A 13,779-nucleotide genomic window follows, 5' to 3' on the forward strand; every position below is an offset into this window, starting at 1 on the left:
CCCAGCTACTCCGCGATGCCCTGCAGTGCGCGCAGATGCACCGTTGCCCACGAACGGAACGGCTTCCACGCCTCGGCGATCTCGTCGATCGAGCGGTCGGAGCCGTAGCGCTTCGTGACTTCGTCGCTCAGTCGGCCCTCATTGCGCGGCAGCACATCGGCAAAGTTCGCACCGCGAATCACCACGAGCTCTGCCGAGAACGGTCCCATGCCCAGGATGCTCTGCACCTGGGTAAAAGCGTCGGTCGGCTGCAACGAGCGCAGGTAGGAGCCGGAGAGTCGGCCGTCGAGAGCAGCCTCGGCGACAGCACGCAGGTACTCCGCCTTGCGTCCGGGCAGACTGAGCTGAGCTCCGAGGAGGGTGGCCGGAGACGGAAAGGCTCCGTCATCGCCGAGCTGCTGAGTGAGCCGCGTCTTCATGGCTGCGGCCTGCCGCATGTTCGTGCGTTGCGACAGCAATGACCACACGGCTGCCTCATAGGGCGAGTAGAAGCCGCACGGTCGGAACCCCGGGAGCCGAGCCTGCGCATCCGCTATGACGTCATCGCGTTCCGCGACATCGGGCCAGCCGCGCCCGTCGATGTCTATCGACAGCAGCCGGCGCACCTGCTCGGTCGCGGCATCCAGCTCGCCCGGGCCCTCGACCACGATGCGCACCGACGGCCCGTCTTGGGTGATGACGGCATCTACTCGCTGCCAGTCGGTGTCGCAGAGAAAGGCGGTGTGGATGCCCTCGGTCTGCGTCTGGGATGCAAGCCTGCCGGGGGCGAAACCCTCCCAGAATCGCTTGGTGGTGGCGAGCGACCAGGGCCCGACAACGTCGTGAACGGTCTCGAGTCGAGTCATGGATCAGACCTTATCGTGCAGGGTGATGGCGTAGCCGTCGGGGTCGGAGAAGGTGAACGTGCGGCCGAAGGGACCGTCGACGGGTGCCGAGGTGATGGTGAATCCGTCGGTCACGAGGGTGTCGTGGATCTGCTGTGCGTCGGGCGCGTGCATCCAGACGCCGATGCCGAGGCCGAGCTGGGCGCCCGAGTGCAGGTCGACGCCGGGCAGTGCGTCGCGTACCGCGAATGCAGCGGGAGTGGTGGCGAACACCACGGCATGGGGCGGGCCCGGCTGTCGGGTGAAGCCGAGGTACTTCTCGTAGAAGGCGGCAGATGCCTCGATGTCGCGGACCTGCACTGAGATGAAGCCGGGGCCGGATGCGGTCATGAGATTCTCCTTGTCGATGTCAGTTAGTTGACATATCCAGTATGTCAGAATATTGACATGAATCAAGGTGCGTCGGGAATCGAATTGGGCACGTCGTTGGGGTACCTGATGAAAGAGGTCGCCAGTGCCTTGCGCGCGGCGATGGAGGCCGTGCTGCGCCCGCTCGGGATGAGTGTGACCCACTACTCGTGCCTCGAACTGCTCGCCCAACGGCCCGGGCTCTCGAACTCCGAGCTCGCCCGCGGAACCTTCGTGACCCGTCAGGCGATGAACGTTCTGTTGCAGGCGCTCGAGGCTGACGGGCTCGTGACGCGTTCCGCGCAGCCCGCTTCCGGGCGAGCGCTGCCAACGCAGCTGACCGCAGCGGGTCGCGCCCAGCTCGCTACGGCGAGTGCCGCGGTCAAGGGGGTCGAAGACCGCATGAAGTCGCACCTGTCGCCGAAAGATCAAGACGCTCTTCGCGCGATGCTCTCGACCTGTGCGGCGTCGTTGCGCGCCTAGCTCAGCGGGTTTCCGTATTACAGGACGATGTGGCCCGGTCGCGGCGTGTCACTAGAGGAAACGCCGCGACCGGGCCACATCGTCCTGTAATCAGAAACTGGGCCTAGGCCGGATCCGACAGCACACCTGAGATCAGCGCGATGCCGCCCGCGACGAACGCGACGAGAGCGACGGATGCCAGCGCCGACGCTACCGCTGCCTGCAGGGCCCAGCCGCGCGCTCGTGGAACGAGACTGACGAGAAGCAGCGTCGCCGTGGGTGCGACCAGGCAGGCGATGAGCCCGGTGTCAGAGATGGTGACTCCGAGTGCGCTGAGAATCAGGTAACAGAGAGGCACTCCGGCGACGCCGACGATGGCTCCCACGGCGATCGCACCAGGCCGCAGTCGGCGCGGCGCGGGGCGGCTCTCGAAGGGCTGCGCGGTCGTGGGCATGCGCCCATCCTTCACCCATCGGTGGCGGAAGGGAACAGGCGTCACCCGCTGCGGCTGCCGTCGAGGATCGTTCGATACGATGCTGAGGCACGAGCAGAGCCGATCGTCACGGTCGGTGACTGTGCCCGAATCTCCGACAGAGAAGTAGACAGTAGATGACCGCATCGACCATCGATCCCGCAATCGCCCGCTCCTGGCTGCTCGTCTCAGGCATCAGATCCGAAGAGTTCGATGCGGCCAGCGACTCTCGCGCCGACCAGATCATTCTCGACATCGAAGACGCCGTAGACCCCAAGCTCAAAGCGGATGCGCGCGGCTCGGTCATCGATTGGCTCACGGCCGGCGGTGTCGGCTGGGTGCGCATCAATGACCGCAGCACCGAGTTCTGGAGCGGCGACGTCGACGGCCTCAAAGGTGTCCCTGGCCTCTCCGGCGTGATGCTGGCCAAGACCGAATCGGCCGAGCACGTGACCGAGACGTTCGACCGCCTCGGCGGCACGGTGCCCGTTCTCGCCCTCGTCGAGTCGGCGCTCGGAATCGAAGAGGCGCCCTCGATCGCCCGCGCCCGAGGCGCCTTCCGCCTCGGCTTCGGCAGCGGCGACTACCGGCGCGACACCGGCACGAGCGCCGACGACCTCGCCATGGCATACCCGCGATCACGCCTCGTCGTGGCCAGCCGCATCGGCAACCTGCCCGGCCCTATCGACGGCCCGACGGTCGGCAGCAGCCATCCGGTGCTGCGCCAGAAGTCGGAGCACGCTGTGGCCATGGGGCTCACGGGAAAGCTGTGCCTCGACCTCGACCAGCTCTCGGTGATCAACGAGACGATCAGCCCCACGGTGTCGGATGCCACGTGGGCGCGCGACTTTCTCGACGACTTCGAGTCGCGCGGCCGGGTCATCCGCGACGGCAGTGACCTGCCGAGGTTGGGACGCGCCGAGAAGATCGACCGTCTCGCCAAGGCATTCGGCATCCAGCCGATCGCGCGCCGCTAGCTAGAGGCGGAGTGCGGCGCGGCGCGCATGACTGTTGACTGATTCGGCGGTGAACCTTCGCCCAATCAACTGAGGGCCCCTCTGCGGGGCGCGTCGTAGACCAATGAATACCGCCAAAACAGCCGCCGCCGAATTCGCGCCCCGGGAAGGAAGAGTGCAGCCTCAGCGGCTATTTCTGCGAGAGATTCGCGTGCCGGTGCGGTAGGAGCAGTCATGCCCTCCCGATCGGCAGGTGTGTCTCGAAGGGTCTTTATCAGCCCCATCATTGGGTTGAGCAAGAGCGCTCCGAATGAAACCAGGCGGTCAGCTCGCGTTGACTCGCGATAACACCCCACGATCACGAGACGTCCACCGGAGTCAAGAGCCGAAGCGAGGCCCTTCATCGATGCTTGAAGCGGTAAATGGTGCAGTACTGCGACGAGAGTGATGGCCTCGAATCTGTCGCCTGGATCTCTCTGTTCGAAGGGCTCCGGTCGAATCTCGACGGCTTCGTTGCTCGCAAAACGTTCGGCCGCGATTCTCGCGGTCGCTGTGTGAGGTTCCAAACCCGTGATCGAATCTGCCCACGGAATCAGACGAGCCACAAGGTTTCCGGTTCCGCACCCCACGTCAAGGACTTTTCGAGCTCCTCTCGACCTCACCTGGCGGACAATCCAGGGGCCGTAGAAGTCGTTATGGCTCCAAGGATGAGTGGCATTGAATCGATTGAGCCAATCAATGAAGTGCACCGTCGCAGTGTACCGAGAGGGTTCCGCTGGGGCGCCCTCCTGCAAGCCTCTCCGGCGGGCAGCCACCCGCAACTGGTGCCCGAAGCAGCGTTGCGCCGCTCTAGGGCATGACGAGCCACCTGACGAGGGGCCTCGCCGGCGGCTGGCCTCGATGCAAGCTTAGACGGCGCTCGAGTTCGCCCAGAGGTTGATGTCGCGGTCGCCCGCGAGCTCGTCGATGCGAGCCAGTTCGTCGTTCGTGAACGCGAGATTCTGCACCGCACCGAGATTGTCGTCGAGCTGCGCGACCGATGAAGCGCCGATCAGCACCGAGGTCACGCGCTCGTCGCGAAGCGCCCACGACAGCGCCAGCTGCGCGAGGGTCTGCCCGCGCTCTGAAGCGATCTCGTTGAGACCCCGAACCCGCGCGAGTGTCTCGTCGGTCAGCATCCGCTTCTGCATCGAGCCGCCTCGCGCGCCGCGCGAATCGGCCGGGATGCCGTCGAGGTAGCGGTCGGTGAGCAGGCCCTGAGCGAGCGGCGAGAACGCGATGCATCCCACGCCGAGGTCGCCGAGGGTGTCGAGCAGGCCGTCTTCGATCCAGCGGTTGAACATCGAATACGAGGGCTGGTGGATGAGCAGGGGAGTTCCGAGCTCGGCGAGAATACGGGCTGCCTCGACGGTGCGCTCGGGCGAGTAGCTCGAGATGCCGGCGTAGAGTGCGCGCCCCGACTGCACGGCCGTGTGCAGCGCGCCCATCGTCTCTTCGAGGGGAGTGTCGGGGTCTGCGCGGTGGCTGTAGAAGATGTCGACGTAGTCGACGCCCATGCGGGCCAGCGACTGATCGAGCGAGGCGAGCAGGTACTTGCGCGATCCGTGGTCGCCGTAAGGCCCCGGCCACATGTCGTAGCCCGCCTTGGTCGAGAGAACGAGCTCGTCTCGGTAGCCGGCGAAGTCCTCTGCGAAGATACGGCCGAAGTTCGTCTCGGCGCTGCCATAGGGCGGGCCGTAGTTGTTCGCGAGGTCGAAGTGCGTGACTCCCGAGTCGAAGGCGCGGCGCAGAATCGCGCGCTGCGTCTCGATGGCCACGTCGTCACCGAAGTTCTGCCAGAGGCCAAGCGAGACGGCGGGCAGCTTGAGGCCGCTTCGGCCTGTGCGTCGGTAGGGGAAGCGGTCGTAACGGGCCGAGTCTGCGAGGTAGGTCATCCCTCGATCATGGGTCACCGGGTGGATGCCGCGCTAGCCGGCAGCGGTGCCGATATGTCGCAGATGGCGACCTGGACACAGCGTCAGGTCGCCGACTGCGTCATCTCAGTCGTTGTCGCCGGTGCGCTCGACGTCGGAACTGTTCGAGATGTCGACGGCTCCGTCGGCTCCACTGCCGTTGCCCTCGGTGCGGGCGCGGTTCTTGCCCTCGTCGACGACGCGGATGCTGCGGAGATCGTCGTCGAGTCCTCCGTCGCGGGCGTTGTCGGCCTTGATCTGGTCTTCGCGCCCAGCCTGCTTCTCTGCTTCGGTCGCTTCGTTCGCGCCGTCCATGATGGGGGCGTCCTGGGTCTTGTCGTGTGAGCTCATGTCGGCATCGTACGGCGGGGGCGGCGTGGCCGACATCCCCTTGCGGTGCCGAGCCGAATCGTACGCGAGCCGACGTGGCCCGCGTGGATCAGAAGTGCATCTGCTTCAGGGTGCCGTACTTGACGACGAGCTCCTCGAGCGCGTCGTTGCCGCCCTGCCCCAACGTGACGTGAATCATGCCCGTGTCGTTGGTGAGAATGAGGTCGGGTCCGTTAGAGAACAGCAGCGTCGACCACGGGCCCGAAAAAACACGGGTGCCGGATGCGTCGACCGCCGTTAGGCCCGCGTGGTCGAGACGTACTTCGACGACGCCGCGATCTGCCTTCACGGTGAAGGCGACAGGGAATTCGCTCATCTCGTACTCCTCGAAGTAGGCCGTGAAGCCCGCCTTCGCCAGAGGCCAGCCGGCGCGGAGGCCCTGCGACACCCTCGATATGTGGAGTGTGCGTGTCTCATCGCCGACGCGTATCGAGTCGACGGGCGATCCGATCGGGTAGCGCTCCTGAAACTGCTTCCATTGCCATGCATCGTTCAGGAGGGCATCGCTCGATGACAGGAGGGGCTGGTCGCCGATCCAGTCGACCGTCACACTCCACGACGCAACGCCCGCCTTCTTCTTGCGCCGACCGGAAGTGATTCCGATCACCGCGATGAGCGCGAGCACGACGACTCCTGCGCCGAGAAAGAGGAGGATTCCCTGATCGTCGGACATCACTTCTCCAACTCGTCGCTTGCGAGCACCGTGGCGAAGCTGCCGTCGAGCGCGGCCATGAACGACGCGTGCACCATCGCGCCCGGGATCACGGTGTCACCGAAGCTGAGATCGGGTGCCGCGCAGGCGTCGCTCACGACGGTCACCTCGAAGCCCAACTCGCTGGCGGCGCGTGTCGTGGAGTCGATGCACATGCTGCTCATCATGCCGACGACGACCAATTCGGTCACTCCCTCGTCGGCGAGCACCTGCTGCAATCCCGTTCCGATGAAGCTGTTGGGCTCGTGCTTCTCCAGCACGATCTCGTCGCCGACCGGAGCGACGAGCGGGTGGATGCCGATGCCTGGCGTTCCCGGTGCGAAGAAAGTCGCGTCGGCATCGGTCGACACATGAAAGATGTGCACGACAGGCTCACCGGATGCGCGGAAGGCGTCGAGGACGGTGCGCGCCGCAGCGGCCGCAGCATCGGGCCCGACAAGGGGAAAGGCGCCCCCGTCGAAGTAGTCAAGTTGGATGTCGACGATGAGCAGCGCACGAGTCATTCGCCCAGTATGCCGTTCTCGATGACATGACGGCAGGCGAGGGGGGGCATGCTCGAACCTGTCCCTTCCCTGTGACCCCGAGCTCTGACGGGTTAACCGCACCTGACTGTGGGGCCACTCTCAGTCTCCGCCCGAAGAATAGTTGTCATGACAACTAATAGAGGAACCCTCAGCATGGTCACTCGGGTGGCGGCGGCCGTTGCGGGCGTCGCCATTCTTGCCGGATGCTCGACGGCCGGTTCGGCCTCATCGTCCGGCGATAAGGCATCCAGCCCGACAGCGGCTGCGGTGGTCGACACGACCTCAGCAGGCGGAACGAGCGCCGACCGCTCGAATTCGACCGTCGAAGCTGCCAATGAGAAGACGGTGCTCACCCTTCTCGCCGACGTCTTCCCCGATCCGACATCGGAGTCGGCCAAGACCGAAGCCGCAGCGGTGGTCGCCCCCGACGCGGTCGCGCACGGAACCGGCCTCGCAGCCGGACCGAGCGGCCTGCTCGATCAGTTCGCAGCGGCGCACACCCGCGTCGCCAACGCCCAGGCGGTTGTCAAGCACGCGGCTGCCGACGGTGACCTCGTGGCCGTGCACTGGCAGGTCGCTTCCGACCCGAACGATGAGCGCACCGGGGAGGCCGCGGTCGACCTGTTCCGCGTGACCGACGGCAAGATCGTGGAGCGGTGGTCGTTCGCGCAGCCGATCCCGACGGGCACCCCGGCGAGCGGCAACACGAACACCATGTTCAGCGACCTCTACGCGAAGGCGGCCAAGCCGGGGTCGGTGACCGAGGCGCAGGAAGAGACCAATCGAACCTTCGCCGTCGGCGCTTACAACACGCTGTTCCGCGACCAGGACGTCTCGGTGCTCGACACCTCGTTCGATCCGAATTACCTACAGCACAACTCCGTGGCACCGAACGGCACGGCCGCGCTGAAGGGCTTCTTCTCGGGATCCACGAAGTTCCCGCCGCAGGAGTCCTCGATCTCGCTCTCGGACGGTGACCTCGTGTGGACTTTCTCGCAGAGCGTCGGGGCGAAGGCGAGCGATCCGTTCTTGGCTGTCGACATCTTCAGGGTCGATGACAAGCTCATCCGCGAGCACTGGGATGTGGTTCCGGCGAGCTGATCCCGTCGTCAGCGCGGTCCTTCTCGCCGAGCGCTCGGGTTCAACCACCGCGGTGGTCGTGAACTCCCGCGCTCGGCGAGGGCTGCCTCTCCATCTGTCGCCACGATCCGCCGAGCAGCGGGGTCAGGGTCACGAGCGTGTACGCGATCGCGATGATGCCGAATGCCCAGTTCACCCCGATGGTGTCCGCCGCGATTCCTCCGAGTAGCGCGCCGAACGGTACCCCCGCCCATGCTCCCGCGTTCACGAGGCCGAATACCCGGCCGCGCATGTGCTGGGGAACGCGCTCGAGCTGGACGGCGCCGAGAATCGGATTGATCGCTCCGGCGGCGAGTCCACCCAGGGCCGTCGCGGCCACGAGTACCGGAAGAGGCGCGCCGAGGGCGAAGGCCGCGCTGGATGGGCCTCCGGCCAGCGCGAAGCACACCACCAGCGTCACCCGGCGCCCGACCCGATGCGCCACGAATCCGAAACCCACGTTGCCGAGCAACGCGCATCCGCCCATCACGGCGACGAGCAGGCCGAGCGCGGCCGCGCCGCCGAGCCGGTCGTTCGCATACAGAGGCAGCAGGCTCGAGCCTCGCGCGGCATCCATGAGATTCGTGATGAGTACCAGGGCGACGATCAGCCGCATGAGCGGGTCGCGGATGACGAAGCGCAGGCCCGCGGCAAGGTCGCGCCAGTAGCCGCTCGGCTCATCGGGCCCGGTCGCGTCGGTGGGCGCGTTGTCGGCGGGCGCAACCGGAGCCGCGACGACGAACGCCCAGGTGAGCAGTGCCGAGACCACGAAGGTCGCTGCGTTCACATAGAGTGCGGCGATAGGCCCCATCAGCGCAACGAGTAACCCGGCGAGTGTGGCGCCCAACAATCGGGCCAGTCGATCCGATCCGTCGAGCAGGCCGACGCTGCGCTCGAGCGGGATGCCCGCCCGTTCCGTGATCCGCGGCAGCATCACGCGGCGCGCGGTCTGGCCGGGGGTGTCGAGCAGGCCGCCTGCGAAGACGAGGAGGAGAAGCGCCCAGAACGGCAGCCCGACCGTGAGCGCGAGCACGGGGATGGCGAGGACGGTGGCTCCGCTGATCGCGTCGGCGACGATGGCGGCGCGACGATGCCCGACGCGATCGACGACCACGCCTCCCAGTGCGCCGCCGATCACGATCGGAACCGTGGAGAAGAAGGCGGCGATTCCCACCTCGACGCCGGATCCCCCGAGACCGAGCACGTAGAAGGGGATCGCGAAGGTCGTAATGACGTTGCCGGTCTGCGAGATCGCGTGTGCAGCGAGCAGGGCCGACAGCGATCCGAATGCGCGGCGCCGTTCGAGTGATGTCAGCGGCGGCACAGCGGTCACGGCCGGCGGTAGGCCTGGTACATCACCGACACGGGCGCGGTCTCGATATCGGAGTCGCCGCGGCCCGCGCTCGTCTCGGCATAGCGCGTGACCAGCGACTCGAGTTCGGTTGTCAGCGCGGCGAGCTCGTCGACCGTGAGCTGCAGCACGCGGTCGCCGGTCGCGCCGGCTTCGACCCACTCGCGCGGCATCGCCGGCGCGGCGTCGATGTAGTCGGAGAAGCGCGCGGCATAGGCCTGCCCGATCGACTTCTGCAGCGCCCACGAGGCCGCTGCCTTCTCGGGATCGTCGAGCAACTCGGCCATGTCCCAGCTGGTGAGCGGTGCCGTGGCTTTCCACCACCGCTCCCGCTTGTCGGTGCTCTGCGGCACGGCCGGCTCGATGAGATCGATGGATGCCAGCTTGGCGAGGTGATAGCTCACCGTGCCCGGTGCCTCATCAACGATGTCACCGAGTTGGGCGGCCGTCTGCGGGCCGCGTTCGCGCAGGAGGCTGAGCAATGTCAGGCGGGTGGGGTGTGCGAGAACTCGCATCGAGGCCGCCGATGTGAGGGGGCTGTGGCTTCGGTCTTTCGGGGTCATGCACCCACCGTAACTACACAAGAACCATTGCGCAACAGTTATTGTGCACAGTGAAGACCGAGGCCCATCTCGCTCACATCGTAAGTACAGGCTTCGGCGCTTTCGGGTCGTCGCGAGTGATGTACGGTTCTGACTGGCCGCTGAGCCAGCTCGGCGCCGGCGTCGTCGCATGGCGCTGAGCCGGGCGCGAATGCCGCACGCTTCTAGAGATTGGACCCGAGATGAGTGACCTGTTCCAGCGCGTGGGTCGTACCGCGCCCCCGGCCCCGCTGTCGCAGATCGGCCTCGGTGGCGGGCCGCTCGGCAACTTCGGATCCGCCATCAGCGATGAGGCGGCCGAGGCGACGATCGAGCGAGCGTGGGAGAGGGGCATCCGGTACTTCGACACGGCCCCGCACTATGGGCTCGGTCTCTCGGAGCGTCGTCTCGGGGCTGGTCTCGCCGGACGAAAGCGTGAGGACTTCGTGGTCTCGAGCAAGGTCGGCCGACTCGTCGTGCCGGCAGAGAATCCGCAGGAGTTCGACGATGACGGCTTCGCGGTGCCGGGCGACCTCGCCAGGCGCTGGGACTTCTCGTTCTCGGGTGTGGAGCGTTCGCTCGATGAGAGCCTCGAGCGCCTCGGGCTGGACTTCATCGATGTTCTGTTCGTGCACGACCCCGACCAGGCCTGGCCCGGTGCCGCGAACGAGGGCCTCGAGTCGCTCGCGGCACTGAAAGCAGACGGCCGGGTGAAGGCCGTCGGTGTCGGCACCAACTCCGCGGTGGGCCTCGATGCTCATATTGAGGCGGGCACCGTCGACGTGATCATGCTGGCGAACAGGTACAGCCTGCTGACCGAGGATGCCGTCGCGAGCGTTCTCGAGCCGGCCGAGGCTGCCGGAGTCGCCGTGGTCGCGGTGGGAGTGTTCGGCACGGGCCTGCTCGCATCGCCGAGGCCTCGGGCCGGGGCGACCCTGGAGTACCGCGCCGCTGATGCCGATGCTCTCGCTCGTGCGACCGCGATTGCAGACATCTGCGAGGCCCACGGGGTCGACCTGCCCACAGCGGCGATGGCGTATCCGTTGCTGCACCCCGCGGTGACCGCAGTGGCGCTCGGCATGAGGTCGCCCGAGGAGGTCGAGCAGAACGTGGCGCGCGCCACGACGGAGGTGCCGCCCGCGTTGTGGACCGCGCTCGCGGAGGCGGGACTGGTGCCGGCTACGCTGCGCTGACGCGCAGCGGGCGGCGGCCCAGCGACGACTGGAAACGCACGAGGTAGCCGTCGGGATCGGTGACGATGAACTGAGTCACGCCGGTCTCCTCGTCGCCGACGCGATACCAGGTGGTCTCGAGCGGCAGAAAGAACGGGATGTCCGCCGCGGACATCGAGGCGGCGAGGCCTTCGGCATCCGGAACGCTGATCTGGAAGTTGATGCCTCGACCGAACGGCAGCTCGAGCGGGGCGGTAATCCAGTGTCGACCGTCGCCGATCTCTTCGAGCATGAGGTGGGCGGAGCCGAGCGTTAGGTAGGCGAAGCGCTCCTCTGGCCGGTCGTACAAGACGGTGAAGCCGCACAGATCGCGCCAGAAGGCGAGGCTCGCGTCGAGGTTGGTGACGAGAAACTCGGGAACGAGGGCGGGTTCGAGCGCGGAGTCGGCGGAGTCGGGCATCGAGCCATTGTGCCAGGCGAGCGCCGGAGGCACCGCGGCGAGCGCGCCGTTAGCGGGCGAGCGCGCCATGCAGGAAGGCGCGCTCGCCCGCTGGAGGCGCGCTCGGGTTACAACTCGGCCTCGGCGCGAGCTCAACCGGTCAGTGCCATGATCGCCGGCAGCAGAGACTCCGGACTCGGCAGGCAGAGCAGCTCGTCACGCAATGCTGCTGCTTTCGTTCGCTGGGCCGTGTCGGCCCGAAGCTGCTGAATGGCTCCCAGGATCTGCTCGGGAGTCGACGTCATCGCATCCATCGCCAGGCCGATGCCCAGCGCGGTGACTCTCTCTGCTGTGAACGGTTGATCGGCGCCCATCGGGAACGCGATCTGTGGCGCGCCGCCCAGAGCCGAGACGGTGAATACCCCGCTGCCGCCGTGATGGAGGACCACGCTCGCCCGCGGAATCAGTGTGGCCAGGTCGACGAACCGTTCGACGCGAATGCGTGCCGGCTGAGGGCCGAAGCGAGCGGGGTCGAGGTCTCGCCCGATAGCGACGACGGCGGGTGCTTCGATCGTGCTCAGTGCCGCCAGAATGCGGTCGAAGAGATCACCCGACTCCGTGTTGAACTCCGTGCCGAGGGTCACGACGATCGAGTCATCGGGTGCTGTGGCCGCACTGTCGATCTGCTGATTCGTGGCGCCCGGGCGCATCCAGAGCGTGTCGGGGCCGTCGGCCCATTCTTCGGATGCGGCCTGCCGCATCGAGGGTGCGAACGGAACCACGAACAGGTCGCCGCGGAGTCGGGGAGAGCCGGTGATGCCGTAAAGCTCCCGCAGCCGGAGCACGGACGGGGTGACGAGTGGCGGGCGCACCAGTGAACCCGTTGCGATAACCGAGACCACGACGACCGGAACACCGGCCAGATCTGCAGCAGCCATCGCGCCGAAGTCGAGCTCATCGCAGACGAGAAGCGAGGCTCCGACGAGGGCGGGTGCCACGGCTTGGAAGGACTGCTGTGCTGCGCGTGCGGCGAAGTGGTCTGCGACGACGGTCAACTCGGCATCGACGTCGACGCGCTTGAGGGGTGCGATGGCGGATGATGTCGCCGAGCGAGGATCGGGGCGTGCGACCGCTGCTTCGAAGAGTTCGGCGGGCGCCGCGGCGAGCGCCGACTGCCGACCGATCACGGTGAGCTGGTGCCCCGCCTCGGCGAGGGCGCGGTGCAGAGGAAGCTGGGGCACCAGGTGCCCGGCGCCGCCCACGAACGAGCAGGCGATCTTCACTCGTCAAGCGTATGCCGACGCTCGCCCCGGGTCGAGCGCGCCCTTGGCGGGCACGCGCGCGGTGCAGAGTGGCGCGCTCGCCCGATAAGGGCGCGCTCACATCTGGTCCGCTACTGGCGCGGGCCCGCAGCAGGAGGGCCGCTGTGAGGCGCTACTCCAGCCCGGCGATCTCGCGCAGCGTCGCGAGGTGTGCGTTCCACGCGGTGCGGCCCTGCTTGGTGAGCGTGAGCGAGGTGCGCGGCATTTTTCCCGCGAATGACTTGCCGACCGCCAGGTATCCGGCACCTTCGAGCAGGGAGACCTGCTTGCTCAGGGCCGAGTCTGTGATCTCGACGGCGTCGCGAACCTCTTTGAACGAGAGGGTCGAGGCGCGATCGAGCGCGGCCACGATCGAGAAGCGCACGGGGTTCTGCAGCAGCTCGTCGAGGCGGTGACGCGGGTGCTGCTCAACGGCGGTCACGGGCGGGCCTCGCGAGCAGCGCACGCCATGGTCACGAGCAGGATGAGCGCCGACGTAACGCCCGACCACAGCACCGAGCCGTGCGCCCAGATCACGACCGAGATGGCCGCGGCGTAGGTCACGAACCAGGCGGCGATGTAGCCGGTCCACCGACGGCCGCGCGAGAAGGCGGAGCGGCCGCGGATCGAGATCATGAAGAACATGATCAGGGCGAAGGCTGCAGCGAGCGTGCCGAAGTAGGCCAGACCGAAGGCGTTGCCGGTCGTGAGGCCCATGGCGAGCGTGCCCATCGAGGTCGCTACTCCGAGCGACAGGATGAACGTGATGTACGGCCAGCGCGTGGCGTTGTGCGCCGATCTGCTGAGTTGGTCGGCCCGGTCGAGCAGCAGTTGCGCGTCGGCCGGGGCTACGGGTGTTCTGTTCTCCATGAGAGGTCTCCTCGTCGTTTCCTCAATCATGGCAAGTACTTTCCAATTAGGCAAGTACTTTCTTGAGGTGGGCGGCTGGCCGCTGCCTTCGAGCGCGCCGTCAGCGGGCGAACGCGCTGCGCACGACGGCGCGTTCGCCCGCTGTGCGCGCGCTCGGCCGCCACGTGGCGGATCGCGGTCGATGACGAAGGCGTAGAGATCGTTGGTGTGGCGCACGCCGACATGAATGACGACGTCGTCGTTGCC

18 protein-coding genes are annotated in these 13,779 nt (G+C 66.9%); 4 read left to right on the plus strand and 14 right to left on the minus strand.

Annotated features, from left to right (window positions below; all coding sequences use genetic code 11):
* Window positions 1-5 precede the first annotated feature (5 nt).
* Both B9Y86_RS05685 and B9Y86_RS05690 read right to left on the minus strand, forming a co-directional pair.
* Entirely contained in the window at window positions 6-845 is an 840-nt protein-coding gene (locus tag B9Y86_RS05685) for a DNA-3-methyladenine glycosylase family protein (RefSeq protein WP_085483950.1), read from the minus strand.
* Window positions 846-848: 3 nt separating this feature from the next.
* Window positions 849-1,214: a VOC family protein gene (locus tag B9Y86_RS05690; RefSeq protein ID WP_085483952.1), complete on the minus strand. Its 366-nt coding sequence runs from the start codon at window positions 1,212-1,214 to the stop codon at window positions 849-851.
* A gap of 57 nt (window positions 1,215-1,271) precedes the next feature.
* Here B9Y86_RS05690 and B9Y86_RS05695 point away from each other — a divergent pair, with 57 nt between their 5' ends.
* On the plus strand, window positions 1,272-1,715 hold the full coding sequence (locus tag B9Y86_RS05695) for a MarR family winged helix-turn-helix transcriptional regulator (protein WP_085483954.1): 444 nt from the start codon (window positions 1,272-1,274) through the stop codon (window positions 1,713-1,715).
* A 103-nt stretch (window positions 1,716-1,818) separates the two neighbouring features.
* Here the strand turns inward: B9Y86_RS05695 and B9Y86_RS05700 are convergent, their stop codons facing one another.
* A complete protein-coding gene (locus B9Y86_RS05700) occupies window positions 1,819-2,148 on the minus strand; it encodes a hypothetical protein (RefSeq protein ID WP_139824763.1) in 330 nt (109 codons plus the stop codon).
* A 155-nt stretch (window positions 2,149-2,303) separates the two neighbouring features.
* Between B9Y86_RS05700 and B9Y86_RS05705 the strand changes: the two genes are divergently transcribed.
* The gene (locus B9Y86_RS05705; protein ID WP_085483958.1) at window positions 2,304-3,143 is read left to right on the plus strand and encodes an HpcH/HpaI aldolase/citrate lyase family protein; all 840 of its coding nucleotides are present in this window, start codon (window positions 2,304-2,306) and stop codon (window positions 3,141-3,143) included.
* A 65-nt stretch (window positions 3,144-3,208) separates the two neighbouring features.
* On the opposite strand, the gene B9Y86_RS05710 is transcribed toward B9Y86_RS05705, so the two are convergent.
* The 5 genes from B9Y86_RS05710 to B9Y86_RS05730 all read right to left on the minus strand — a co-directional run bounded on the left by B9Y86_RS05710 (window position 3,209) and on the right by B9Y86_RS05730 (window position 6,679).
* Window positions 3,209-3,937: a class I SAM-dependent methyltransferase gene (locus B9Y86_RS05710; protein ID WP_342351712.1), complete on the minus strand. Its 729-nt coding sequence runs from the start codon at window positions 3,935-3,937 to the stop codon at window positions 3,209-3,211.
* Between the two features lie 93 nt (window positions 3,938-4,030).
* The gene (mgrA, locus tag B9Y86_RS05715; RefSeq protein WP_085483960.1) at window positions 4,031-5,056 is read right to left on the minus strand and encodes an L-glyceraldehyde 3-phosphate reductase; all 1,026 of its coding nucleotides are present in this window, start codon (window positions 5,054-5,056) and stop codon (window positions 4,031-4,033) included.
* Between the two features lie 105 nt (window positions 5,057-5,161).
* Window positions 5,162-5,425, minus strand: a complete 264-nt coding sequence (locus tag B9Y86_RS05720; RefSeq protein WP_139824764.1) for a hypothetical protein — start codon at window positions 5,423-5,425, stop codon at window positions 5,162-5,164.
* Between the two features lie 88 nt (window positions 5,426-5,513).
* Entirely contained in the window at window positions 5,514-6,137 is a 624-nt protein-coding gene (locus tag B9Y86_RS05725; RefSeq protein WP_085483964.1) for a hypothetical protein, read from the minus strand.
* Window positions 6,137-6,679, minus strand: coding sequence for a cysteine hydrolase family protein (locus tag B9Y86_RS05730; protein ID WP_085483966.1), 543 nt, complete (start codon window positions 6,677-6,679; stop codon window positions 6,137-6,139). The genes B9Y86_RS05725 and B9Y86_RS05730 overlap by 1 nt, the downstream gene beginning before the upstream one ends.
* A 147-nt stretch (window positions 6,680-6,826) precedes the next feature.
* On the opposite strand from B9Y86_RS05730, the gene B9Y86_RS05735 reads away from it, so the two are divergent.
* Window positions 6,827-7,801 carry a nuclear transport factor 2 family protein gene (locus tag B9Y86_RS05735; protein ID WP_085483968.1) on the plus strand — a complete coding sequence of 325 codons (975 nt, stop codon included), beginning with the start codon at window positions 6,827-6,829 and terminating at the stop codon, window positions 7,799-7,801.
* Window positions 7,802-7,841: 40 nt separating this feature from the next.
* Here the strand turns inward: B9Y86_RS05735 and B9Y86_RS05740 are convergent, their stop codons facing one another.
* Entirely contained in the window at window positions 7,842-9,152 is a 1,311-nt protein-coding gene (locus B9Y86_RS05740) for an MFS transporter (protein WP_139824765.1), read from the minus strand.
* Window positions 9,149-9,733 carry a winged helix-turn-helix domain-containing protein gene (locus tag B9Y86_RS05745; protein WP_176223274.1) on the minus strand — a complete coding sequence of 195 codons (585 nt, stop codon included), beginning with the start codon at window positions 9,731-9,733 and terminating at the stop codon, window positions 9,149-9,151. The genes B9Y86_RS05740 and B9Y86_RS05745 overlap by 4 nt, the downstream gene beginning before the upstream one ends.
* Before the next feature lie 221 nt (window positions 9,734-9,954).
* Between B9Y86_RS05745 and B9Y86_RS05750 the strand changes: the two genes are divergently transcribed.
* Entirely contained in the window at window positions 9,955-10,944 is a 990-nt protein-coding gene (locus B9Y86_RS05750; RefSeq protein WP_085483972.1) for an aldo/keto reductase, read from the plus strand.
* On the opposite strand, the gene B9Y86_RS05755 is transcribed toward B9Y86_RS05750, so the two are convergent.
* The 4 genes from B9Y86_RS05755 to B9Y86_RS05770 all read right to left on the minus strand — a co-directional run bounded on the left by B9Y86_RS05755 (window position 10,931) and on the right by B9Y86_RS05770 (window position 13,533).
* Window positions 10,931-11,452, minus strand: coding sequence for a bleomycin resistance protein (locus B9Y86_RS05755; protein WP_217809178.1), 522 nt, complete (start codon window positions 11,450-11,452; stop codon window positions 10,931-10,933). The two genes, B9Y86_RS05750 and B9Y86_RS05755, sit on opposite strands and share 14 nt — an antisense overlap.
* A gap of 62 nt (window positions 11,453-11,514) precedes the next feature.
* Window positions 11,515-12,645, minus strand: coding sequence for a glycosyltransferase (locus B9Y86_RS05760; RefSeq protein WP_085483973.1), 1,131 nt, complete (start codon window positions 12,643-12,645; stop codon window positions 11,515-11,517).
* Window positions 12,646-12,796: 151 nt separating this feature from the next.
* Window positions 12,797-13,105 (minus strand): winged helix-turn-helix domain-containing protein, encoded by a 309-nt coding sequence (locus B9Y86_RS05765; protein WP_085483975.1) that lies wholly within the window; start codon window positions 13,103-13,105, stop codon window positions 12,797-12,799.
* Window positions 13,102-13,533: a chemotaxis protein CheY gene (locus B9Y86_RS05770; RefSeq protein ID WP_085485231.1), complete on the minus strand. Its 432-nt coding sequence runs from the start codon at window positions 13,531-13,533 to the stop codon at window positions 13,102-13,104. Before B9Y86_RS05770 ends, B9Y86_RS05765 begins: the two co-directional genes overlap by 4 nt.
* Window positions 13,534-13,779 lie beyond the last annotated feature (246 nt).

The organism is Agreia pratensis (genome assembly GCF_900177685.1).
GTDB lineage: Bacteria > Actinomycetota > Actinomycetes > Actinomycetales > Microbacteriaceae > Agreia > Agreia pratensis.

Coding starts and splice junctions, on each gene's coding strand:
- B9Y86_RS05690 (WP_085483952.1), bottom strand. CDS start 1,214: ATGACCGCATCCGGCCCCGGCTTCATCTCAGTGCAGGTCCGCGACATC.
- B9Y86_RS05735 (WP_085483968.1), top strand. CDS start 6,827: ATGACAACTAATAGAGGAACCCTCAGCATGGTCACTCGGGTGGCGGCG.
- B9Y86_RS05705 (WP_085483958.1), top strand. CDS start 2,304: ATGACCGCATCGACCATCGATCCCGCAATCGCCCGCTCCTGGCTGCTC.
- B9Y86_RS05720 (WP_139824764.1), bottom strand. CDS start 5,425: ATGAGCTCACACGACAAGACCCAGGACGCCCCCATCATGGACGGCGCG.
- B9Y86_RS05685 (WP_085483950.1), bottom strand. CDS start 845: ATGACTCGACTCGAGACCGTTCACGACGTTGTCGGGCCCTGGTCGCTC.
- B9Y86_RS05725 (WP_085483964.1), bottom strand. CDS start 6,137: ATGTCCGACGATCAGGGAATCCTCCTCTTTCTCGGCGCAGGAGTCGTC.
- mgrA (WP_085483960.1), bottom strand. CDS start 5,056: ATGACCTACCTCGCAGACTCGGCCCGTTACGACCGCTTCCCCTACCGA.
- B9Y86_RS05750 (WP_085483972.1), top strand. CDS start 9,955: ATGAGTGACCTGTTCCAGCGCGTGGGTCGTACCGCGCCCCCGGCCCCG.
- B9Y86_RS05755 (WP_217809178.1), bottom strand. CDS start 11,452: ATGGCGCGCTCGCCCGCTAACGGCGCGCTCGCCGCGGTGCCTCCGGCG.
- B9Y86_RS05695 (WP_085483954.1), top strand. CDS start 1,272: ATGAATCAAGGTGCGTCGGGAATCGAATTGGGCACGTCGTTGGGGTAC.
- B9Y86_RS05700 (WP_139824763.1), bottom strand. CDS start 2,148: ATGCCCACGACCGCGCAGCCCTTCGAGAGCCGCCCCGCGCCGCGCCGA.
- B9Y86_RS05730 (WP_085483966.1), bottom strand. CDS start 6,679: ATGACTCGTGCGCTGCTCATCGTCGACATCCAACTTGACTACTTCGAC.
- B9Y86_RS05770 (WP_085485231.1), bottom strand. CDS start 13,533: ATGGAGAACAGAACACCCGTAGCCCCGGCCGACGCGCAACTGCTGCTC.
- B9Y86_RS05745 (WP_176223274.1), bottom strand. CDS start 9,733: ATGACCCCGAAAGACCGAAGCCACAGCCCCCTCACATCGGCGGCCTCG.